The following is a 20,560-nucleotide window of genomic DNA, read 5'->3' as shown; positions in this document are numbered from 1 at the left end:
GTCAACATTCAGCCACGCACCCGGGGCCCGGCCATGACCGGCGCCGCCAAGACAATCGACGGCGCCACCCCCGCCGGCTTGTCCGTCATGGATGCCACCGTGGTGCTGGTCGGGGTGGTTGTGGGGATCGGCATCTTCGGTTTTCCACCGCTGGTGGCGCAGCACGCGACTTCTGACGCGATGTATATCGCGCTGTGGTGCGCGGGTGGGCTGGTGATGCTGGTCGGCGCGCTTTGCTACGCGGAACTGGGGTCGGCCTACCCTGGCGCGGGCGGCGAATACCTGTACCTGACCCGGGCTTGGGGCGCGCGCGTAGGCTTGATGTTCGCCTGGGCGCGATGCACGGTGATCCAGACGGGCGCCATTGCGGTGGTGGCCTACATCTATGGTGACTACGCCCAACGCCTGATGCCGCTGGGCGCGCACGGGCCGGCCTTGCACGCGGCGATATCGGTGGTGGCGTTGACGGCGCTGAACGTGGTGGGTACCCGCTATTCCAAACGGCTGCAATGGGTATTTACGGTCTTGACGCTGCTGGCGCTGTGCGCGGTGCTGGTGGCCAGCCTGTCGGCATCGGCTGGCGACACGGCCGTCGTGGCCACCCCGGCGGCGCTGACGGGCAGCCCGGCCGGGTTGATGGGCATGGGCATGGTGTTTGTGTTGCTGACCTACGGCGGCTGGAACGAAGCCGCTTATCTCAGTGGCGAACTGCGCGATCCGGGGCGCAACATGAGCCGGGTATTGCTGATCGGCACCGCCGTGGTGACGGGCGCCTACGTGCTGACAAACCTGGCGTTGCTGGAGATCTTCGGCTTGCAGGGGCTGCGCGATACCCCCGCGCTGGGCGCCGACGTGATGCAGCTGGCCGCCGGCCCCTACGCCGCGGCGCTGCTCAGCCTGACGATCTGCGCCACGGCGCTAAGCACCATCAACGGCACCATCATTACCGGGGCACGCGTGTATTACGCGCTGGGCCGCGACGTGCCCAAGCTGCATGCGTTATCCGGCTGGAGCGCACGCAACGAAACGCCGGTGGCCGCGCTGCTGGTACAGGGCGCCATCACGCTGGCGCTGGTGAGCCTGGGCGCGTTCAGCCAGAACAGCGTGCAGACCTTGGTGGCCTATACGGCGCCGGTGTTTTGGCTGTTCATGCTGCTGGTGGCGGCATCCGTGTGGCGGCTGCGCCAGCGCGATCCGCAACGGCCCCGGCCGTTCCGCGTGCCGCTCTACCCCCTTCCCCCGTTGCTGCTGGGCCTGACCTGCGCCGGCCTCGTGGTGTCCAGCGCCGTGTATGCGGGCGCCGGGGCGCTGATCGGCCTGGCGGTGCTGGCGGCCGGCGTGCCCTTGCTGCATTTTTTGAAGCCGGCCCGCCTGCCGGGTTGATTGATGACTTACGCCGTCTGACCGCTGACCTTCCGCCATCCGATCCACAAGGAGCCATCATGCAAGCCTCACCCCGCCCAGCCGTTTCCATCCGCCGCCTGCCCGCCGCCGATGCCCAGGCCCGGTCAAGATTCCGCCTGATTGCCACCGCCACTGCCATGGCGCTGTCCCTCGCTTTCGTGGCGTCGGCGCTGGCGCAGCCCGCCGCCAAGTCCGCCGGCCAGAACGCGTCGCAGAGCGCGTCCAAGGATGACTATGTGCCGGACGTGGGTCAGGACGGCAAGGACGTCATCTGGGTGCCCACCCCGCAGTCGCTGGTGGACAAGATGCTGGACATGGCCAAGGTCACGCCGCAGGACCGCTTGATGGACCTGGGCTCGGGCGATGGCCGCACCGTCATCACGGCGGCGCAGCGTGGGCTGACCGCGCAAGGCATCGAATACAACCCCGACCTGGTGGAACTGTCGCGCCGCAATGCGCAGCGCGCCGGCGTGGCTGACCGCGCCACGTTTGTGGCGGCGGACCTGTTCCAGACGGACCTGTCCAAAGCCGACGTCATCACCATGTTCCTGCTGTCCACGATCAATGAAAAGCTGCGCCCCACGCTGTTGCAACTGAAGCCGGGCACGCGTGTGGTGTCCAACACGTTCCGCATGGGCGACTGGGAGCCGGACGCTTCCGAGACGGTCACCAAGGACTGCTCGACCTATTGCACGGCGCTACTGTGGATCGTGCCGGCCAAGGTGGAAGGTAAATGGGAAGTTGACGGACAGACGCTGCGCCTGACCCAGCGCTACCAGATGCTGTCCGGCAAGCTGGGTGCAAGCGACATTTCGGACGCGCGGCTGGACGGCAACGCCATCTCGTTCACTGTCAACGGGGTGCGCTACAACGGCCAGGTCAACGGTAAGACGATGAGCGGCACGGCTGCCGGCAAGGGTGCATGGACGGCCACGCGGGCATGATTGCCGCGCGGGTTTGACCCCGCGCCTTCTCATGCAATAGCATCCGTTGCATGAGAAGAGACAGCAAACTTTCCGGCGTGCTTCACGTCCTGCTTCATATGGCCGAGGCGCCCGGCCCGATGACGTCCGAAGACCTGGGTCGGGTGATGCAGACCAACCCGGTCGTCATCCGCCGCATCATGGCGGGGCTGCGCGACCAGCAGCTGGTCAGCTCTGAAAAAGGCCACGGCGGCGGCTGGACGCTGTCATGCGACTTCAACGCCGTGACCCTGCGTGACATCTATGAAGCGTTGGGCGCGCCGGAGATCTTCGCCATGGGCAACCGCAGCGAATCGCCGGGCTGCCTGGTGGAAGCTGCCGTGAACAAGGCGCTGGACGGGGCGTTTGAAGAAGCCGAAGCCTTGTTGATGGCGCGTTTTGGCGGCGTCACGCTGGCCGCGCTAAGCCGGGATTTTCATGAAGGCATGGTCAAGGACGGGCGGCAGGTGGATTGGCATGGGCCAACGGCGGGCTGAGACTTACTGCCCGGCGCGCCACGCCGCCAAGGTGGATTCCACCAGCGCGATCTCTGTCGGCGCCATGCCGGCGGCCTCGTAGTACCGGTGCCGCTGGGCCACCACGCTGCGCACCGCGTCCACGATGGACTGCGCGGCGGCCTCTGACCGCAGGCCGAAGCGCCGATACTGCGTCAGGCAATTCTGAAACGTACTGTCGCGCCCATCCGTGCCGATATGCAGGTAATGGCGCGCCGAGCCTTCCTGCGTCACGACGTCGAACAGCGGCGAAAGGCGATAGGTGTGCGCGTTCTTGTCCTTCAGGAAGCCTACGTTTTTCAGGTGGTCGTCCGTGTTGTGCACGGCCACGTTCAGCACCATGCGGGCATATAGCTCTTTCAGGTCTTGCACGGGGTTGGACGAAATGCGGCGCGTCACGTCAGCCAGCCGCGCATAGGCATAGGTGGCCCTGCCCTCCGGGCCATCCAGGTCCCGTTTGCCGATGCGCACGGGCGGGCTGATCAGCGATGCGCCGCTAAGAAAATGGCGGCGCGCGACAACGGGCGTCGCGCCTGGCGCCGCCGGCAGCAGTTCGCGGTCAAAGCGGTGAGTGAGCAGTACCGCACCCAGGTGCGTCTCCGTCAGCCGGATTTCGGGTACGGTCAGCCCGATGGCCCGCGCCATTTGCAGGTTGGCGAATTCGATGCGCTGGCGGTCGTAGGAATCGCCCCGGCGCGGAAACTTCGCGATCCACATTTCGCCGGCTTCGTCGCGCACGATGGTCTTGGGGCGTGCCCCGCCGATGTCCCACGAACTACCCAGGATGTCGCGGTACAAGCCTTTGGGCTTGACGCCCTGATCGATGTCGGTCAACAGATCGGCCAAGGATTCCAATTGGCTGACTTCGGGCAAGCGGTAGGTTTTGCGCATGTTGGGCGTCAACAGGCGCGCGCTGAAGAACAACGCCCCGACGCCCATGCCCCGGCCGCGTAGCAGCACTTCGTCTTCCGTGACGCGGGCGCCGGCCTTGTCCACCCGCATGACGTTACGGCCCCAGGCGTCGGGCGCGGCATCGAAGATGGCGCCCAGCGTTTCATAGCGGCTTTCGGTGCGAAACGTGGTCTTGGCGTCGATCAGCGGCAGGTTCAAGGGGTCCAGCGCGAAGGCGCGGGGGTCGTTCACATACGACTGCACATAGGTGAATTCAGCAAAGAACAGCGATTCAGACGAGTCGTCCAGCGTCAGCACGCCGGCCAGCACCGCTTCGCCACGTATGTCGACGTAGACGAACAGTTCGCTTTCCACCGATTTGAGCTTGCGGGCACGTGCCATGCCGGATGCGTCCTAGAGCTTGGACGGATCGGCGCGATGCGTGTGCAGCGCGCCGCCGCTGCCCCGGCTTGGCCGCCGCAGTGCGTCCAGGCGTTTGCCCACGCCGTCCTGCTCGGGGTCGCCCAACGCAAATACCTGTTCGCCATAGCCGTATTGCAGCAGCGCTTCAACGGCCAGGGCCAGCGAGACGCCGCCGTCGCCGCGTTCCAGGCGCGCGATGGTAGCGCGCGAGACGCCCAGGCGGTCGGCCAGGACGCTTTCGGATTCCGCGCGCCGCAAGCGGGCGGTGCGGATGTTGGCGCCCAGGCGTACTAGCGCCTCGGCGGCATCGAAACTGGGGGCGAGCTTCTTTTTCATGACGCAATAATAGAGCCGCGCGAACGGAAATGCACGATTAATGCGTCATCTATCATGGATATATGAATCGTTAATAGCGCAAAGATACGGTATTTATACGATTAATGGTGCATTTTATAAGGACAAAACCCAGTCCTTACACCACCACCGCCTGGTCCAGCCGCAACGCGCCTCGCGCCGTGTCCAACGTCACCTGCGCACCCAGCGGCAGCGTCAGGTTGGGGTCGCCATGACCGCTGGGCCATGCCCCCAGGATCGGTATGTTGCGCGCCCGAAACTGTTCCAGAATCAGCGGGTACAGCAGCCCCTGCGCTTGATCGTCGTCCATGCGCACCCCCAGCCGAGTGAAATTGCCGACCAGCAAACCCTTTACCCCGTCGAACTTGCCCGCCGCCGCCAGCTGCGCCAGCAGCCGGTCCACGCGGGGGATGGCTTCATTGACGTCTTCGATGAACAGGATGGCGTCGCGCGTGTCGATGTCGTTGCGGGTGCCGGTCAGCGCCGCGATCAGCGCCAGGTTGCCGCCCACCAGCCGGCCGCTGGCCACGCCCGGCACCAGTTCGGTGGGTAACGAATCCTGCGGGGGCGCAATCCACGAGCCCGGCCCCATCTGCCCGCCGACCATCGCCCACACATTGGATTCCGTGGGCTCGCGTTTGCCGGCCAAGAGGTCCTGCGCCAGCATCGGCCCGTGAAACGTCACAAAGCCGGCATGGCGCTGGATGGCCAGGTGCAGCGCGGTGATGTCGCTATACCCGATGAGCGGCTTGGCGTGCCGACGCAGCAGGCCGTAATCCAGATGATTCAGCAGGCGCCATGAGCCAAATCCGCCTTGCAGGCACCACACGGCGCCCACGCCGGGGTCGGCGAAGGCCGCGTGCAAGTCCGCCAGCCGGTCGGCATCGCTGCCGGCCAGATATTCGTAGGGAGGGTCCAGGCGGCCACGGCTGGCGGGCATGACCTGGGCGACATAGCCTCTGGCTTCCAGCCATTCAGCGGCATCGTCACTGGCATTGGTGGCGGCCGACGCGGGCGCCACGATCGCCACGCGCGCGCCGGGCCGCAAAGCGGGCACGGGCGACGCGCCCTTGCCGTTCGGGGGCGGTGGCGGCGTGGGCCGTTGCAAGGCGGGGTTGGCCGGCGTGTGATGGCCGGTGGGCGCGCGGCCGGCGCAACCGGCCAGCGCCAACGCCGACAGGCACAGGGCCCCGCCCTGTTTCAAAAATCCGCGGCGCCCGGAATCGGCAGGGAACGGGGGCATGCCAGGCAGGGTCATGGTTGCGGTTCGCTTGTGCTGAGGCTGGCTGGGGCTTGCTGTGCGTGCTGTGCTTTTAGTGCTTTCAGTGCTTTCAGTGCTTTCAGTGCTTTCAGTGCTTGCCGCGGCTTAAAACCGCTCGTAATCCAGCCGATAACGCCACTGGCCCGCCGCCATGCCCGCCAGGGGCAGGCGGCCGATGCGGATGCGGCGTAGCTGCTGCAACTGCAAGCCGGCGGTATCGCACACGTACTCGATAAAGCCCAGCGGCGGCGTCTTCAGCGCAAAGCGCAGATGGGTTTCGTTCTGCCAGCTGACCTTCATGGGCGTGGCGGCGCGGCCTTCAAAAGCCATACCGCGTTGCAGGCGGGCCAGGTCGCTGTCGCTGAGTTTGCCCGTGACTTGCGCCACGTATTCCTGCTCGACCAACTTGCCCTCTTCCATCAGCTTGCGCGACACCGCGTATTCCTGCGTGTAGACGACCAGGCCGCTGGCCGCGCGCTCCAGCGGCGTGACCAGTTTCAGGCCGTTGAACATGCGTTTCAGATAGCGCCGGCCCGAGCGGTCGCCGGGCATCAGGTTCTTGGGAATGATCAGGTCCAGCGCGGACCCGGGCTCGTTGTCGGCATAGGTGCCGGCCGGCTTGTGCACCAGCACCGTCACGGGCTTAATGTCTTCCAGCTTGGCGCCGGGCAGCAGCGCAACGGTCTGGCCAGGAGCCACGCGCGCGCCGGGTTCTTCAACCGTCTTGCCATCCACGGCCACCCACCCGCCTTCGATATACCGTTCGGCGTCGCCGCGCGAGCAAGACAGATCCGCGGCCAGTCGCTTGGCCAAGCGTACGCTTTCGGTCATTGTCGCGGCCCCTGGGCGGCGGGCGTGGCCGGGGTTTGAAGAAGGTGAAAGGTGCCTGTGTGGGGCAGAAACGGGTGCATCGTCATGGGGTATTGCGCGGGGCGTTGCAAAAAAGCGGGCTATGCGCCCGCCGTGTCAGGCAGATGTTACGCCTTTTCGCCGACCGACCCCGCGCGCGCCAGCACGTCGCCCGGGGCGGCGACAGCGGACGCGTCGGGAAGGTCGATGGGCGTGGCGGGCGGCGGCACTTCGTCGATCCAGGCCTTAAGCAAGGTCGACGTCACCGCCAGGATCACCGGGCCGATGAACAGGCCCACAATGCCAAACGCAAACATGCCTCCCAGCACACCGGACAGGATCAGCAGCAAAGACAAATTCACGCCGCGCTTGATCAGCATGGGCCGCAGCAGGTTGTCCAGCATGGCCACCAGCACCGCCCAGATCAACAGCAAAATGGCGGCCAGCCTCATGTCGTTCTGAAACAGCCAGAGCACCCCGCCCAGCATCGGCAAAAACGGGCCCAGTTGCGCCAGGCACAGCATCACCATCAGCGCGGTCAGGATGCCGGCGGCCGGCACCCCGGCAATCCACAGCCCTACCCCGCCCAGCACGGATTGCACCACCGCCGTCACCACGATACCCAGCGCCACGGCGCGCACGGCGGCGCCGGCCAGCCGTACCGCCGCAACGCCGCGCTCACCGGCCAGCCGGTTTGAGAAGCGCTTGACGAATTCTGCCGCCGCATCGCCCCGGCTATAAAGAATGCCGGCGATGACGATCGTGATCAGCATGTGCATGACGAACACGCCGACGATGGCCGCATGGCTCAACAGCCAGCGGGCCGCCATGGTCAGATAGGGTTCCAGTCGCGCCAGCAGACCGCCTGCACCGGCATCGGACAAGGTCTGCCATTCCTGCGCCAGCCTGGGGCCGGCGACCGGCACACTGCTGATCCAGCTTGGTGGCGCCAGCAAGGTGTAGTCGGGCAGGCTCTTGACGGCTGCCATGATGGCGCCGCTATGCTCGGCCAGCGTCGCAATTACCTGATACAGCGGCAGGACGATGACGAACAGCAGAATCAGCAACATGACGACCGTGGCCGCCCACCGGCGCCCGCCGCAGCGCACCTGCACCGCGCGCAGCACCGGCCACGTCGCCACCACGATGGTGGTCGCCCAGATCAGCCCCGGCAGGAACGGGCTAAGCACATAAAGGCTGCCGATCATCAAGGCGGAAAGAATGACAATCAGAAGCAGAATGCGGGCCAGATCAACTGTAGGACGTGGATTCACCCGATGCTCCTGGCAAGGCGGCCAATGCGCCCCGCATGACGACGCATCGCTACGAATGGGCGGATGCCCGTGAGGCATCGTGGACACGTCTATCGGAATTTATCGCAAATTCAGGCCGACTTACAGGGGCAATCGCACGGGTGGGAATGCAGCTTGCTAGGCAGCCGTTTGCCGCCGACGTGGGGTGGCGACGGCCCCGGACTGTCTGGCGGCCGCACCCGTGGCGGCATCTCTTTGGAGGTATGCCATGAGGTCCTTGACCCTTTTTGCCGTCATCCCCGCCGCGCTGCTGGCCGTGACGCTGACCGGCTGCACCGCACCCAGTTCCTACAGCTCGACCCAGCAAGGCGCGCCGGCCATGCAGCGGGATCACGCCAACTACCATTCGGAGAACTTCGGCGAACCGGACAACACGCCGTTCCAGGGGAATTACCCCGGGCGTTAACGGCGGTAAGTTAGCAGTCGGACGTCAGCAGTCGGGCGTTCAGCAGTCGGGCGTCAGCAGTTGGGCGTTCAGCAGTCGGGCGCCAGCAGTTGGGCGTTCAGCAGTCGGGCGTTAACAGTCGGGCGTTAACAGTCGGGCGTTGATAGTCGGGCGTTGATAGCCCACCGTCACGAGCGGGAGGCCGGGCGCTTGAGCTGGGCGGCGTCGGCCATCAGATGGCGGGTCAATTCGGCCAGCTGCTCGTCCTTTTGTTGCAACTGGGCCAGCAGCGCTGCCGCCTGCGCGTCCGCTGCCGCCAGGCGCGCCAAAAGCGCCTGCTCGTTCTGCCGCGCCGTGGCCAAAGCATCCTGAGCGGAGGCCAGCGCGTTCTGGATGGCCGTTTGGGCGGCTTGGCCGGCAGCCTGAGCGCTGGCGTGCCGCGCCTGTTGCGCCATGTTTTCCGCCCGCGATTCTTCCACCGCTTTCTCGGCGGTGCGCCGGGCGTCCTGCGCCTGACGCAATGCCGCCAGGTGCTGTTCGGCCTGTTTCTGCGCCGCCGACTGAGCGTCGTCCAGGCGGGATTGCAGCTTCTTTGCCGCTTCGCGTTCCGCATCCAATTCGTTTAGCCAGCGCCTTTCGTGCGCTGCATGACGGGCTTGCAACGCGTCCACCGCCTGCGCATGCACGCCCCGCATCTTTTCGGCTTCGGTCAGCAGCGTCTGTACCGCGCTTTGTGCGTCTTGCAATTGCCCCCGCGCCTGCTTCAGTTGCTCGTCGCGCTGACGCACGGCTCGCTCTGCCGCCTGTAGCCGCTCTTCCGTGGCCGCCAGTTGTGCCGTAGCCACACGCAGGCCCTCTTCCAGGTCTTTTTCGCGATTCGCCAATTGGGCGTCGCGCTGCTGCAATTGTTCGGCTTGCTGGGCCAGCCGCTCGCCTTCGTCGGCCAGCTCCTTCCAGCGTTCACGGTACGCGTCGGCCTGTTGCGCGCGGGCTTCGGCCAAAGCGGCTTCCCAGAAGTGGGTGGCGGCTTGGGCAATGGGATCGGGCACAGCGGGTGGCGCGGCAAACGCGCCCGGGTCCTTGATGCGGGCGCCCAAGGCGCGAAACCAGGTTTCCAGGTGCGGGCTGACGGTATTGGGCGAGCCACGGCCGATTTTCTGCCGCACACGCTCGATGGTGGGGCGCGCCCCTTCCAGCAATAGCGCATCCGCGGCGGTCCAAACGTCGTTCTGGGTGATTCCTGTGGCCATTGCCAGTTCCTTGTCATCGCCGCATTTCGCGCGCGTTTTAAGCTGAATTAGTCACGATAATGGAACCTTATCGCGACTTACTCGGTGTCTCTGTTTGATATCATACAGTGTACGTATGTCTTAATACACATTATGTTTTGCGGTCGGCATCCGTCGGGATAGGTGCAAAAAAGCCGCAAAAACGACTGCTCCGCGCTTGTCCGGTCCCAAGCCATGCCCGAAACCCGGCTGCTTCCGTATAGTGCTGAAGTCTTTCCCGTTTGCTGCCCGTGCCCGTTCCGATGTCGTTGAAACTGCTGGCTTCGCTGCCCTTGCTTGATCCGCACGCCCTGGATACCCAGGCGGACGCCGCTGTCCGCGGGCTGATGCGCGAAGGCAGTTCGGCCAACACGGCGGCCAGTTACCGAGCCGCGATCCGGTACTGGAGCGCCTGGTTCGAACTGCGCTACGGCCAGCGCTTCGCCCTGCCCTTGCCCGAGGCTGCCGTCATCCAGTTCGTGGTGGACCACGCACAGCGCGCCACGGAGCAAGGCTTGAAATGGGAAATGCCCTTGGCGCTGGACCAGGAGCTGGTGCGCTTGAAGGCCAAAGGCCGGCTAGGGCCGCCCAGCTTGAACACGCTGCTGCAACGCCTGTCGGTACTGTCGAAGGCGCACGAGCTGCATGGCCGTCCCAACCCTTGCCGCGCGCCTTCCGTACGCGAATTGCTGGCCAAGACGCGCCGCGCCTACGCCCGCCGGGGCATGGCGCCCGCCAAGAAAGCCGCCCTGACGCGTGAACCCCTGCAAGCCATGTTGGCCACCTGCGATGCGTCGCTGCGGGGATTGCGCGACCGCGCGCTGTTGCTGTTCGCCTGGGCCAGCGGCGGCCGCCGCCGATCCGAGGTGGTGCGGGCCACGATTGAGAACGTGGTACGCACCGCAGACGGCTATCTATATAGCCTGGCCCAATCCAAGACCAACCAGGCTGGCGCCCGCCGAGCCGACGACCAAAAACCCATTACCGGGTCCGCCGCCAAGGCGCTGGACGCCTGGCTTGCCGCCAGCGGTATCGACCAGGGCCCGATTTTTCGGCGGGTACGGCGCGGCGACGTCGTGGGTGAACCACTGGCGGCTGCCGCCGTGCGCGACATCGTGCTGGAACGCTGCAAGCTGGCCGGCCTGGATGGGGACTTTTCCGCGCACAGCCTGCGGTCCGGCTTTGTCACCGAAGCGGGTCGACAGAACGTGCCGCTGGGCGACACCATGGCGATGACCGGTCATGCCAGCGTGGCGACGGTCATGGGGTACTTCCGGGCCGGCGCCGCGGCCCATTCGCCGGCCGCCCGCCTGTTGGACGAACCCGACCGCGACGCCCTATAGATGCCCACGCCTTTTGCCGTAAACCTGGGGCCGCGCCGCCGCCTGCTCCGCATCGCGCGCCACTGCCGCGCCGGCGTTGCCCTGTCGTCCATTGTCCTTACCTGATTCCCGCCCAACTAAAACTCCATGCGAATCAATCTACGCGGGCTTGTGCTTGCGCTTACCGTTCTTAGCGCCATCGCGGCCACTGCCAATGCCCTGTACGCCAGCTATCTGGTGCAGCGCGACCAGCTCATCACCAACACGCTGGAATCGAACCGGGTCTACGCGGCCAAGCTGGCCGAAAGCACCACGAATTTTCTGAAGTCGGCGCAACAGCAACTGGCCTACAGCGCGCGCCACCTGGCTACGCAGGTTGACGCGCCCGATGTGCTGGCCGCCGAAGTCGCGCGTTTGCAGGAACAGGCCAACGACTTCAACTCGGTCGGCGTCATCAGCGCGGACGGCATCCTACTGGCCACGACGCAGACGTTCCGCAATTTTTTGGGCACGCGGCTGGACAGCCCCGGAAGCCGTGCCGCGTTGCGCGCACGGCAGCCGTTGATCAGCAAGCCGTATGTGTCGATCGCGGGCAACATGCTGGTCAACCTGTCGCACCCCATCTATTCCAATGACGGCAAATACCTGGGCTACATCGCGGGCACCATCTATCTGCGCAATGACAGCGCGCTGCAACAACTGCTGGGCAAGCACCATTATCTGGATGGTTCTTACCTGTTCGTAGTGGATAGCGACGGCCACCTGATCTATCACGTCGACTCGACGCGGGTCGGTGAAAACGTAATGCGCAACCCGGTCGTCGCGGCCGTCACCCAAGGTCAGGCGGGCTCGCAACGCGTCATCAACACCAAGGGCGTGGACATGCTGGCCGGTTACGCGCCCGAGCCACTAAGCGGATGGGGCATCATCGCGCAGCGGCCGGCGCACGTGACGCTGGAACCCATCTACGAATTGATCTGGGCATTGATCGGCTACGCGGCGCCCCTGGCCGTGGCGTTCCTGCTGGCCATCTGGTGGTGCGCGCGCCTGATATCCCTGCCCCTGTCGCAGCTGGCCACCAATGTTGAACACCACGATGTGGGCGTGGCCATGCAGCGCGTGCAGTCGGTCAAGGCCTGGTACTTCGAGGCGGAACGGCTCAAGCGCGCCGTGATGGCCAGCATCTCAAGCTTGCAGGACAAAATCGGCAAGCTGAACCAGGCCAGCATGACGGACCCACTGACCGCGCTGCGCAACCGGCGCGGCATGCAGGATGCGGTTGACCATCTGCAAACGGCCGGCACGCCGTTCACGGTGGTGGCGCTGGACATCGACCACTTCAAGCGTGTGAACGACACCTACGGCCACCCCAAGGGCGACGAGGTGATACGCGGGATGGCCGACCTGATGCGGCAATGTTCGCGTCCGTCGGATGTGCTTTGCCGCAGTGGCGGCGAAGAATTCTTGATGCTGCTGCCCAATGTGGGCGTGAAAGAAGCGGCCAACGTGGCCGAACGCCTGCGCAAGCACACGGCGGGCCAGCCGGTGTCCGGCGTGGGCGGCATTACCGTGTCGGCCGGCGTGGCGCAATGGCGCACGTCGGTCGGCGATATCGCGCAGGTTTTCCAGGCGGCCGACGCGGCGCTGTATGCGGCGAAGGCGGAAGGACGGAACCGGGTGGTGGTGCACGGCGCGTGAGGCGCCGGCCTGTGCCGGAGGCTATCCACACCGGACCCAGGATGCGCAATGCATCCTGATTTGACGACCGCGCCCCGCACGGCCGTCGTTTTCTTGCGGTGATTTCGTCCTGCTTAGGGCTATGACGACATTCACGCTGCTCCCTGACACTCATATTCGTAGTCGTCTTATTTGATTACGCGGCGACGCTCACCATAATGCGCCATGGTCATTGCGATGTTAATGACTAGCCGCTGACGGGCAATCGCGTTTCGGGTTTTTTCGCCTTCGCCGTCGTGTTCACGCGGCTTCCCGGTTTCGGCTTCACGTCCGGCTGCCGTTCTTTTCGCGTTCTTTTCGCGCTCTTTCCACGCGCTTTCCACGTCCTTAGCGACCCGCCTTTTGGCCGGCCGCCAGGGAGCCTTTTGTCCAACGCAACACAACATCAACATGGGGTACTCATGAAAGCAGCAAGCATGAAGCGCGGTGCGCTGGCCGTCGCATTGGCCGCCTTGACGGGCGGCATGGCACACGCGTCCACCACCAGCGTCACGCTGTATGGCGTCATCGACCTGGGCCTGGCCTTCGAACGCAGGCATGACAACGCCGACACCTCGTCGCGCTCGCATGTGGGCATGCGCGACGGCACGCAATCCGGGTCGCGCTGGGGCCTGCGCGGCGTCGAAGACCTGGGCAACGGCTACAGCGCCTTCTTCCGCTTGGAAAGCGGGTTTCACGCGTCGGACGGCACGCAGGGGCAAGGCCGACTGTTCGGACGCTGGGCCTATCTGGGCCTGCGGGGGGATTTTGGGGAAGTGCGCGCGGGACGCCAGCAGGTCCTCAGCGATAGTTGGGGCGGCGTCGCCTCGCCGTTCGGCACCTCGTGGGGCGGCGCGTCGGCATCCGTCACGTCCGGCTACAACGACGGCGACTTCGGCACTGGCGGCCGCGTCAACAACGCGTTCATCTACCGCACGCCCGTCTGGGCGGGATGGCAGGCAGGCGTGGGCTACAGCTTCGAGGCACACGAGAACGATCAATTCGCCACCGCCGACCACGACCGCGTCTGGACCGCCGGCCTGCGCTATCGCGACGGGCCCTTGTCCACCGCGCTGACCTATGAACACTTGAATCCCGACGCCAGCGTGCCGGGCAAGCTGAACTCGCGCAACGTACAACTGGCGGCCGCCTACGACTTCGATTGGATGAAGTTGCATGCCGGCTACGGCAACCTGCGCAATCCGAACGTGGGGCCGTCGGCGGGCGTACGCCGCGTCAATACCTTTGTGGGCGGCGTCAGCGTGCCGGTCAGCGGCAGCAGTAAGGTGTTGGCCGCCTACCAGCGGGCGACCAGTTCGCGCATCAAGGGCTGGGGCTTGGGCTACGAGCATGACCTGTCCAAGCGCACCAACTTCTATGCTTTGCTGGACCGCGTGGATCGCCGGCAATCCCATACCTTGCAATCGGTGGTGGGCCTGCGCCACCACTTCTAAGCCCTGCCCTGCCCGGCAGCTTGCCGGGCTTGCTTAAAAACGCTGCCCCAGCCGCGAAAGTGGCTAGGGCAGCGGGCTGAAGCGCGGCCGACAAGCGCAGACGCTAGACCAGCATCGGCCAGTACGTAGGCGACAGGCATAGCCACATGTCGGCGCTCATGCCGTCAGGCTTGCGCTTGGGCAAACCCGTGCGCCGTTTAAGGGTGTCGCCCCGGCAGGCGAAGACGATGCTGTGCGCGCAAGACGTATCGCTAACCTCGATGACCGAGCCCAGGAACTGTTTCTTGATACGCCCCAGGTACGTGCTGAACTGAAAGTTCGAGGCATGAAAGTTGCACACCATCATGCCGTCTGGCGCCAGGGCGTTGAAGCAGGCTTCATAGAAGGCGTCGGTCGTCAGCTGGGTCGGCAGGCCATTGATGTCATAGCCATCGACCAGCACCGCGTCATATTCGTTCTGATATTGCTGGATCAATTCGGCGCCATCGCCTTGCAGGACCGCAAAGCGGTCGTCGTCGCGCGGCACATGGAAGGAATCGCGCAACGCGATTACATGCGGGTTGATTTCGTAGACGTCGATGCGCGCGGACGGCAGATGCTGATAGCAGAACTTGGCCAGCGATCCGCCTCCCAGCCCGACCATCGCGATACGGCGCGGGTTTGGGTTGAACAGCAAGAACGCCATCATGATGCGGGTGTATTCCAGATTGAGCGCCGCCGGGTCTTTCGTCCACATGCGGCTTTGGATCTCAGAGTGCGAAAACATCAATGACCGTGACGTCGAGGTGGCGTAAACGAAGGGTCGGACTTGATGATTGCTCGAAGTGTTTTCAGGCATTCCAGGCTCACTGGCAAAGAGGTGATGCTGCGTGCGACGCTTGCACCCAAGCGAAAAGCCGCCGACGCGACAAGGCGTTGACGGAATTCGAGCAAAAAGGGGAAAGAGGAAGTCGCGCGCTACACGTTCAAACGGCGCACACAAGGCGCGCCGTCTGGGTGTTTGCTAGGCAAGAACTACGCCCGCATGGGCGGGCGCAGCTAGAAGAACTACTTGGATGACCGCGACGTATCGCTGTCTTCAGAGGTTTCGGAATCCGCGTCGATGGAATCGATTTCGGATTCCTTGTTCGCGTCAGGGGCCGTCCAGTTCAGGGGCGGAACCTCGAAGCGCCACTTTTTACCAACCAGTTGATGCGACATGAGCGTTCTCCTATGCGTGGGTGCGTGGCTTTCCCGCCAAAGCAATGCACCACGGGTTCAAGCGTGCCAAGAATGCCCGGTAATTGCGGGGGGTGCGCAAGGTATTGCGTAGTCTTGCGCGGGGGTACTGCGCGGGGTATTGCGCGGTACTAAGGGGTTACTACTGGATGGCTTGGGCGAAAACTGCTGCTTCAGCCGGGGCATTCAAAAGGGGGCAATGCAAAACAAAAAGCAAACTGAGTTTGCCGGCCAAAAGCCCTTGCCGGTTTTATTCTTATTCTTTCAGACGTGTCTTTATAGACGTTGCCGTTATAGCCGCTGCCTTTATAGACGTTGCCTTTATAGGCGCTGGCTTTATTTTGGCTGGCAATTAAAAGATCTTAACATATTTATCGGTGAAAAAGCAAGCAGATAATGGCTTAAGCCCTATAGCTTGACGACCGAGAATGACCGTTCTACGATGCTCGCATTACATGCAGAATGATCGTTCTCTCCGATGAGTTCCAGTTTGGACATGCCCTCCTCGACCTCCCCCGCCTTCGCCTTTGAACCCATGACGCAGACACAGGAACGGCTGCTGCGCGCCACGGAACATTTGATTTACCAAGGCGGCATCCACGCCACCGGCATGGATCTCATCGTGAAGACCTCGGGCGTGGCACGCAAAACGCTGTACAAGCACTATCCCAATAAAGACGCGCTGGTGGCGGCGGCGCTGGCCGCGCGTGACGAACGCTGGATGCAGTGGTTCGTCCACGCCACCACGCGGGCCGACGCGCCGCGCGACCGCTTGTTGTCCATATTCGATGCGCTGCAAGAATGGTTTGAATCCGACGGCTTTCGCGGCTGCGCCTTTATCAACGCGGCAGGCGAGATCAGCGATCCGGCCAACCCCATCCGCCAGGTATCGCGCCTGCACAAGGCACGCCTGCTGGACCACGTGCGCGGCCTGACGCAAGCGGCCGCCCTGGCCGACCCGGACGAAGCCGCGCGACAACTGCTGGTGCTGATCGACGGCGCTATCGCCGTGGCGCTGGTCACGGGCGATGTGTCCGTTACCGCCACCGCGCAACGCGCCGCCGCCGCCCTTTTTCCCCCACAAGAGGTTCGCCCATGACATCCCAACCGAACGTCCGCCCACCCCTGCCGCCTTTCACCCACCAGAGCGCCGTGCAAAAAGTGCGGCTGGCTGAAGACGGCTGGAACAGCCGCGACCCCGACAAGGTGGCGCTGGCCTATAGCCTGGACACGCAGTGGCGCAACCGCGCGGAATTCGTCAAGAACCGGGACGAGGCCCGCGCATTTTTGGCACGCAAATGGGCGAAGGAACTGGACTACCGCCTGATCAAGGAACTTTGGACCTACGCCGGCAATCGCATCGCCGTGCGCTACGCCTACGAATGGCATGACGATTCCGGCAACTGGTTCCGCTCGTACGGCAATGAAAATTGGGAGTTCGGCGAAGACGGGCTGATGATCCATCGTTACGCCTGCATCAACGACTTGCCGATCAATGAAGCCGACCGAAAATTCCGCTGGCCGCTGGGCCGCCGTCCGGACGACCACCCCGGCTTATCCGAATTGGGGCTGTGACAAGATCATTGCGGGCGGGGCACCGGTGCAGCTTTTCCACGGGCGCCATCCGCCACCCGCCCGCGCCCCCCTGCTCCATCGCAATCATTCATCGCAATCACTCATACGCCTTCAGCAGCTTGCCCAGCAGCCGGCTCAGCTGTTCCTGTTCAGCCTGAGTCAACGGCGCCAGCACGTCCGCCTGATTTTTCAGGTGGGCCAACAGTGCCTCGTCGATCAGCTTGATGCCGGCGCGCGTCAGCATCACCAGGGTGGCGCGGCCATCGTGGGGGCTGGGTGTGCGGGCCACCAGGCCCGCCTTTTCCAAACGGTCGATGCGGTTCGTCATGCTGCCCGACGAGATCATGGCGTCTTCGTAAAGCGCCGTCGGGGTCAGCGCGTACGGCTTGCCACTACGGCGCAACGTGGCCAACACGTCGAATTCACCCGGCTGTAGGCCAAATTCCGCAAATAGCGGGTTGATGCGGTCGCGCGTGATCACCAGCGCGCATTCGCCCAAACGCCCCAGCACGCGCATTGTGGATACGTCCAGCTCGGGGCGTTCGCGGTTCCATTGCTCGACGGCACGGCTTGCTCTGTCCACGGTTCTCTCTCTCCGTTTATCTTGACGTCAAGATACAATCCAAATATCTTGACGCCAAGATACTTTACCGGACGGCATTGCAGCAACCCCCAGCCACGCGTGCCGCCGGCCACGGAGCTGTTGTGTCATCGACTTATTTGAACGCCTGGCGCATTGCCGCCATCATCCTCGTGGGCTTGAACCTGCGCCCCGTCCTGGCTTCCATTCCCCCTTTGCTGGACCAACTTCAAGCCGCCATTGCGCTGTCCGACAGCGCGGCGGGACTGTTGACAGCACTGCCCGTGTTCGTGATGGGACTGGGCGCATTAAGCGTGGCGCCGCTGCGCCGCAGGATGCGCGAACATCACGGCATCGCCGTCGGCGTAGCGCTGGTGATGGCGGCCACCGCGTGCCGTCTGTGGGCCAGTGACGCCAACCTGATGTTGCTGACGGGCGTTATCGCCGGGCTGGGCATCGCGGTCACGCAGGCACTGCTGCCCTACTTCATCAAGGCGCAATTCTCGTCCGGTGTCAGCGCCATCATGGGCCTGTATTCCACCGCCATCATGGGCGGCGCCGCCTTGGCCAGCGTAGCGTCGCCCGTTCTGGCTCAGCGCGTCGGCTGGCCGCAAGCCCTGGCCGCTTGGGCCATGCCCGCGGCCGCGGCGTTGCTGTGCTGGCTGGCGGTGAACCGGGTTGGCGCTGTGGCCCCCTTGATTGCAAACGCGGCGGGCCATGCGCACACCGCGCGTTCGCGTCGCTGGTTGCTGGCCGTGTTCTTTGGTTTGGGCACCGGCGCCTACACGCTGGTGCTGGCCTGGCTGCCGCCCTATTACACGGCCTTGGGCTGGACGCCGGCGGCGGCCGGGCAATTGCTGGGCGCCGTTACGGTGGCCGAGATCGGGGCGGGCTTGCTGGTGTCGGTGGCGATCGGCCGCTTGCACGACCGCCGGATGGCGCTGTTCATGGCCATCGGTTTGCTGCTGCTGGGTTTGCTGGGACTGCTCTTCGCGCCCCTCTTGCTGGCATGGCCCGCCGCCGTGTTGGCCGGGCTGGGCATCGGCGCGCTGTTTCCGCTGTCGCTGATCGTCACGATGGACCACGCGGCCACGCCCGCGCAGGCCGGCAGCCTTGCCTCTTTCGTGCAGGGTGTGGGCTACCTGATCGCCGCGCTGTTTCCCTTTGCGGCGGGCGTGATACGCCAGCATCTTTCCGGGCTGCGGCCGGCATGGATGCTGATGGCCGGTATCTGCCTGATCTTGTTCGTTCTCGCCGTGCGACTACGCGTTCCACATGCGTACGGCAAGCCATGACAATGTGTGCGCGGCACCATGCAACGGGCGTGACGCGATGGATCAGTCGTCAGGCGTGATGGCGGGGTCGGCCAACGGGCCAGCCAGCCCGCCGCCGGTATGGCCGTCAATATGGCCCAGCGGGCGGGTGGGATCCAGCCGGTCGCGTACGCGTTGCTTCAGGATCTTGGCGTCTGGAAAGCCCCCGTCGCCCTTTCTATCCCAGATCAGGTCGCCGTTGTAGGTGATCTGAAATATGCCACCCGTGCCTGGCTGCAAGACGACTTCGCCCAAATCGGTGGAAAACGTCGACAACAGCTCTTGCGCCATCCAGGCGGCACGCAGCAGCCATTGGCATTGGGTGCAGTAAAGGATGACGATGCGGGGTCGGAAGGCAGGTGTGCTCATGGCGAAATATTCTATGCCCGGCCTGGCAAAGCCGCCAGATATGCACGCAATGGACACCCAAGCGCAAAACAGGCACACCTGTCCCCTGCGGCATTCATGGATAATGTCGGGTTTTCCCGGGTGCGCATTGCCCCCAGAGTCTTGACATGAAGTCTGCTGCATCTTCCTCTAGCCAACGCTGGCTGATCGGCCTGTTGATGGGCCTGGTCACGCTGACGCCGATGGGCATCGATATCTACCTGCCTTCGCTGCCCGCCATGGCCGCCGGATTTGGTGAACCCGTCAGCGCGTTGCAGGCCAGCATCACGCTGTTCATCTTCGCGGTGGGCCTGGGCCAGATGCTGATCGGCCCCCTGGCCGACCGCTATGGACGGCGACCGGTCGCACTGGGCGGCGCCTTGGCGTATCTGGCCGGCTCGGCGCTGGGCGCGGCCGCAACATCCCTTGATGTGTTTTACGTTGCCCGTGTGGTCCAGGGCCTGGGCGCGTGCTCGGCATCGCTGGTGGCTTTTGCCGCGGTGCGTGACCGTTTCAGCCCTGCCGTGGGCGCGCGCGTGTACAGCTATCTGAACGGCGCACTGTGTTCCGTGCCGGCGTTGGCGCCCATGCTGGGCGGTGCGCTGGCGGTGCATGCGGGCTGGCGCAGCACGTTTGTCTTCATGGTGCTGTTTGCGCTTAGCCTGATGGTGCTGTTGGCCCGACGCTTTGAAGAAACACGCGTGCCGCCCAGCGGCCCGCGCGGCGCGCTCTACAGCTTGCGGCGGTACCTGCCGATCGTGTCCAGCGGGCGTTTCCTGTACTTCGCCATGTTCGGCATGGCGGGCATGGCGATGATCCTGGTGTTCGTGTCGGCCGCGCCCGTGGTGCTGGTGCAGCAGTTGGGCTATTCCGAGCTGGGCTTCTCGGCCTGGTTCGGCGGCAACGCCGCCATCAACATTGCCGCGTTCTTCCTTGCGCCTACGTTCATTGCGCGCTTTGGGCGCCACACGATGGTGCGGGTCGGCATGGTGGCGCTGTTGCTGGCATCGGCCATGCACGCTGCCGCATGGTGGTGGATACCGCAAGCGGCCTGGGTGTTCATGCTGCCGGTTGCCGTGTTGACGGTGGGCTTTTCGCTGGCATTGGGGTCGGGCTTGAGCTTGGCGCTGGAGCCCTTCGCCGAACGCGCCGGCACGGCCGCCGCCGTGTATGGCCTGTTCCAGATGAGCGGGTCGGCCATCGTGGCCACTGTGTTGCTGGATGCGGGCGTGGCGCCGCAAGCGGCGATGGCCCTGATCGGCGCGGTCATCGTCCTGCCCTTGCTCTCGCTGTCTCCGGCCATCGCGCGGCGGTTACGCAGCTGAACCGACGCGCGGGGCTTGCGCTAGTATCCAGGAATCGACCTTCCT

General features: G+C 64.6%; 22 protein-coding genes. 11 read left to right on the top strand and 11 right to left on the bottom strand.

Features of this window, described 5'->3' with window-relative positions; genetic code table 11:
- Window positions 1–33 precede the first annotated feature (33 nt).
- From V6F88_RS04580 to V6F88_RS04570, 3 genes are read left to right on the top strand one after another with little or no spacing between them, the layout of a single operon-like run.
- Window positions 34–1,383, top strand: a complete 1,350-nt coding sequence (locus V6F88_RS04580) for an APC family permease (RefSeq protein WP_332608170.1) — start codon at window positions 34–36, stop codon at window positions 1,381–1,383.
- A 59-nt stretch (window positions 1,384–1,442) separates the two neighbouring features.
- Window positions 1,443–2,348 carry an SAM-dependent methyltransferase gene (locus V6F88_RS04575; protein ID WP_332608169.1) on the top strand — a complete coding sequence of 302 codons (906 nt, stop codon included), beginning with the start codon at window positions 1,443–1,445 and terminating at the stop codon, window positions 2,346–2,348.
- A 50-nt stretch (window positions 2,349–2,398) separates the two neighbouring features.
- Window positions 2,399–2,863 carry an Rrf2 family transcriptional regulator gene (locus tag V6F88_RS04570; RefSeq protein ID WP_332608168.1) on the top strand — a complete coding sequence of 155 codons (465 nt, stop codon included), beginning with the start codon at window positions 2,399–2,401 and terminating at the stop codon, window positions 2,861–2,863.
- A 3-nt stretch (window positions 2,864–2,866) separates the two neighbouring features.
- On the opposite strand, the gene V6F88_RS04565 is transcribed toward V6F88_RS04570, so the two are convergent.
- From V6F88_RS04565 to ydiK, 5 genes are all read right to left on the bottom strand, one after another.
- A complete protein-coding gene (locus V6F88_RS04565) occupies window positions 2,867–4,174 on the bottom strand; it encodes a type II toxin-antitoxin system HipA family toxin (RefSeq protein WP_332608167.1) in 1,308 nt (435 codons plus the stop codon).
- A 12-nt stretch (window positions 4,175–4,186) separates the two neighbouring features.
- Entirely contained in the window at window positions 4,187–4,531 is a 345-nt protein-coding gene (locus V6F88_RS04560; RefSeq protein ID WP_332608166.1) for a helix-turn-helix transcriptional regulator, read from the bottom strand.
- A gap of 136 nt (window positions 4,532–4,667) precedes the next feature.
- Window positions 4,668–5,792, bottom strand: coding sequence for a S66 peptidase family protein (locus V6F88_RS04555; RefSeq protein ID WP_442880155.1), 1,125 nt, complete (start codon window positions 5,790–5,792; stop codon window positions 4,668–4,670).
- Window positions 5,793–5,915: 123 nt separating this feature from the next.
- Window positions 5,916–6,641, bottom strand: coding sequence for an RNA pseudouridine synthase (locus V6F88_RS04550; protein WP_104145503.1), 726 nt, complete (start codon window positions 6,639–6,641; stop codon window positions 5,916–5,918).
- A 146-nt stretch (window positions 6,642–6,787) separates the two neighbouring features.
- The gene (gene ydiK, locus V6F88_RS04545) at window positions 6,788–7,933 is read right to left on the bottom strand and encodes an AI-2E family transporter YdiK (protein WP_332608165.1); all 1,146 of its coding nucleotides are present in this window, start codon (window positions 7,931–7,933) and stop codon (window positions 6,788–6,790) included.
- A gap of 247 nt (window positions 7,934–8,180) precedes the next feature.
- Between ydiK and V6F88_RS04540 the strand changes: the two genes are divergently transcribed.
- On the top strand, window positions 8,181–8,378 hold the full coding sequence (locus tag V6F88_RS04540) for a hypothetical protein (RefSeq protein WP_332608164.1): 198 nt from the start codon (window positions 8,181–8,183) through the stop codon (window positions 8,376–8,378).
- Window positions 8,379–8,545: 167 nt separating this feature from the next.
- On the opposite strand, the gene V6F88_RS04535 is transcribed toward V6F88_RS04540, so the two are convergent.
- Window positions 8,546–9,607, bottom strand: a complete 1,062-nt coding sequence (locus V6F88_RS04535) for a DNA-binding protein (RefSeq protein WP_332608163.1) — start codon at window positions 9,605–9,607, stop codon at window positions 8,546–8,548.
- 281 nt (window positions 9,608–9,888) lie between these two features.
- Between V6F88_RS04535 and V6F88_RS04530 the strand changes: the two genes are divergently transcribed.
- Together V6F88_RS04530 and V6F88_RS04525 are read left to right on the top strand one after the other, a co-directional pair.
- Window positions 9,889–10,968: a site-specific integrase gene (locus V6F88_RS04530; protein WP_332608162.1), complete on the top strand. Its 1,080-nt coding sequence runs from the start codon at window positions 9,889–9,891 to the stop codon at window positions 10,966–10,968.
- A gap of 126 nt (window positions 10,969–11,094) precedes the next feature.
- Entirely contained in the window at window positions 11,095–12,645 is a 1,551-nt protein-coding gene (locus V6F88_RS04525; protein ID WP_332608161.1) for a sensor domain-containing diguanylate cyclase, read from the top strand.
- 167 nt (window positions 12,646–12,812) lie between these two features.
- On the opposite strand, the gene V6F88_RS04520 is transcribed toward V6F88_RS04525, so the two are convergent.
- Window positions 12,813–13,076 (bottom strand): hypothetical protein, encoded by a 264-nt coding sequence (locus V6F88_RS04520; RefSeq protein ID WP_332608160.1) that lies wholly within the window; start codon window positions 13,074–13,076, stop codon window positions 12,813–12,815.
- A gap of 9 nt (window positions 13,077–13,085) precedes the next feature.
- Between V6F88_RS04520 and V6F88_RS04515 the strand changes: the two genes are divergently transcribed.
- Entirely contained in the window at window positions 13,086–14,117 is a 1,032-nt protein-coding gene (locus tag V6F88_RS04515) for a porin (protein WP_332608159.1), read from the top strand.
- Between the two features lie 103 nt (window positions 14,118–14,220).
- On the opposite strand, the gene V6F88_RS04510 is transcribed toward V6F88_RS04515, so the two are convergent.
- Together V6F88_RS04510 and V6F88_RS04505 are read right to left on the bottom strand one after the other, a co-directional pair.
- Window positions 14,221–14,853: a fused MFS/spermidine synthase gene (locus V6F88_RS04510; protein WP_332608158.1), complete on the bottom strand. Its 633-nt coding sequence runs from the start codon at window positions 14,851–14,853 to the stop codon at window positions 14,221–14,223.
- A 311-nt stretch (window positions 14,854–15,164) separates the two neighbouring features.
- On the bottom strand, window positions 15,165–15,317 hold the full coding sequence (locus V6F88_RS04505) for a hypothetical protein (RefSeq protein ID WP_162941212.1): 153 nt from the start codon (window positions 15,315–15,317) through the stop codon (window positions 15,165–15,167).
- A gap of 514 nt (window positions 15,318–15,831) precedes the next feature.
- Between V6F88_RS04505 and V6F88_RS04500 the strand changes: the two genes are divergently transcribed.
- Together V6F88_RS04500 and V6F88_RS04495 are read left to right on the top strand one after the other, a co-directional pair.
- On the top strand, window positions 15,832–16,434 hold the full coding sequence (locus V6F88_RS04500; RefSeq protein ID WP_332608157.1) for a TetR/AcrR family transcriptional regulator: 603 nt from the start codon (window positions 15,832–15,834) through the stop codon (window positions 16,432–16,434).
- Window positions 16,431–16,910 (top strand): nuclear transport factor 2 family protein, encoded by a 480-nt coding sequence (locus tag V6F88_RS04495; protein ID WP_332608156.1) that lies wholly within the window; start codon window positions 16,431–16,433, stop codon window positions 16,908–16,910. The genes V6F88_RS04500 and V6F88_RS04495 overlap by 4 nt, the downstream gene beginning before the upstream one ends.
- Window positions 16,911–17,007: 97 nt before the next feature.
- On the opposite strand, the gene V6F88_RS04490 is transcribed toward V6F88_RS04495, so the two are convergent.
- Window positions 17,008–17,493, bottom strand: coding sequence for a MarR family winged helix-turn-helix transcriptional regulator (locus V6F88_RS04490; protein WP_332608155.1), 486 nt, complete (start codon window positions 17,491–17,493; stop codon window positions 17,008–17,010).
- Between the two features lie 122 nt (window positions 17,494–17,615).
- Here V6F88_RS04490 and V6F88_RS04485 point away from each other — a divergent pair, with 122 nt between their 5' ends.
- A complete protein-coding gene (locus V6F88_RS04485; protein ID WP_332608154.1) occupies window positions 17,616–18,785 on the top strand; it encodes an MFS transporter in 1,170 nt (389 codons plus the stop codon).
- A gap of 42 nt (window positions 18,786–18,827) precedes the next feature.
- Here V6F88_RS04485 and V6F88_RS04480 read toward each other — a convergent pair whose 3' ends face one another.
- Window positions 18,828–19,172: a SelT/SelW/SelH family protein gene (locus V6F88_RS04480; RefSeq protein WP_332608153.1), complete on the bottom strand. Its 345-nt coding sequence runs from the start codon at window positions 19,170–19,172 to the stop codon at window positions 18,828–18,830.
- A gap of 146 nt (window positions 19,173–19,318) precedes the next feature.
- Here V6F88_RS04480 and V6F88_RS04475 point away from each other — a divergent pair, with 146 nt between their 5' ends.
- Window positions 19,319–20,515: a multidrug effflux MFS transporter gene (locus V6F88_RS04475; RefSeq protein ID WP_332608152.1), complete on the top strand. Its 1,197-nt coding sequence runs from the start codon at window positions 19,319–19,321 to the stop codon at window positions 20,513–20,515.
- The last annotated feature ends 45 nt before the right edge of the window (window positions 20,516–20,560 follow it).

Source organism: Achromobacter sp. ESBL13 (assembly GCF_036668755.1).
Lineage (GTDB): Bacteria > Pseudomonadota > Gammaproteobacteria > Burkholderiales > Burkholderiaceae_B > Achromobacter.
This window is presented reverse-complemented; position numbering and strand designations above follow the sequence as displayed.

Coding starts and splice junctions, on each gene's coding strand:
- V6F88_RS04580 (WP_332608170.1), top strand. CDS start 34: ATGACCGGCGCCGCCAAGACAATCGACGGCGCCACCCCCGCCGGCTTG.
- V6F88_RS04575 (WP_332608169.1), top strand. CDS start 1,443: ATGCAAGCCTCACCCCGCCCAGCCGTTTCCATCCGCCGCCTGCCCGCC.
- V6F88_RS04570 (WP_332608168.1), top strand. CDS start 2,399: ATGAGAAGAGACAGCAAACTTTCCGGCGTGCTTCACGTCCTGCTTCAT.
- V6F88_RS04565 (WP_332608167.1), bottom strand. CDS start 4,174: ATGGCACGTGCCCGCAAGCTCAAATCGGTGGAAAGCGAACTGTTCGTC.
- V6F88_RS04560 (WP_332608166.1), bottom strand. CDS start 4,531: ATGAAAAAGAAGCTCGCCCCCAGTTTCGATGCCGCCGAGGCGCTAGTA.
- V6F88_RS04555 (WP_442880155.1), bottom strand. CDS start 5,792: ATGCCCCCGTTCCCTGCCGATTCCGGGCGCCGCGGATTTTTGAAACAG.
- V6F88_RS04550 (WP_104145503.1), bottom strand. CDS start 6,641: ATGACCGAAAGCGTACGCTTGGCCAAGCGACTGGCCGCGGATCTGTCT.
- V6F88_RS04540 (WP_332608164.1), top strand. CDS start 8,181: ATGAGGTCCTTGACCCTTTTTGCCGTCATCCCCGCCGCGCTGCTGGCC.
- V6F88_RS04535 (WP_332608163.1), bottom strand. CDS start 9,607: ATGGCCACAGGAATCACCCAGAACGACGTTTGGACCGCCGCGGATGCG.
- V6F88_RS04530 (WP_332608162.1), top strand. CDS start 9,889: ATGTCGTTGAAACTGCTGGCTTCGCTGCCCTTGCTTGATCCGCACGCC.
- V6F88_RS04525 (WP_332608161.1), top strand. CDS start 11,095: ATGCGAATCAATCTACGCGGGCTTGTGCTTGCGCTTACCGTTCTTAGC.
- V6F88_RS04520 (WP_332608160.1), bottom strand. CDS start 13,076: ATGTTGATGTTGTGTTGCGTTGGACAAAAGGCTCCCTGGCGGCCGGCC.
- V6F88_RS04515 (WP_332608159.1), top strand. CDS start 13,086: ATGAAAGCAGCAAGCATGAAGCGCGGTGCGCTGGCCGTCGCATTGGCC.
- V6F88_RS04510 (WP_332608158.1), bottom strand. CDS start 14,853: ATGTGGACGAAAGACCCGGCGGCGCTCAATCTGGAATACACCCGCATC.
- V6F88_RS04505 (WP_162941212.1), bottom strand. CDS start 15,317: ATGTCGCATCAACTGGTTGGTAAAAAGTGGCGCTTCGAGGTTCCGCCC.
- V6F88_RS04500 (WP_332608157.1), top strand. CDS start 15,832: ATGCCCTCCTCGACCTCCCCCGCCTTCGCCTTTGAACCCATGACGCAG.
- V6F88_RS04495 (WP_332608156.1), top strand. CDS start 16,431: ATGACATCCCAACCGAACGTCCGCCCACCCCTGCCGCCTTTCACCCAC.
- V6F88_RS04480 (WP_332608153.1), bottom strand. CDS start 19,172: ATGAGCACACCTGCCTTCCGACCCCGCATCGTCATCCTTTACTGCACC.
- V6F88_RS04475 (WP_332608152.1), top strand. CDS start 19,319: ATGAAGTCTGCTGCATCTTCCTCTAGCCAACGCTGGCTGATCGGCCTG.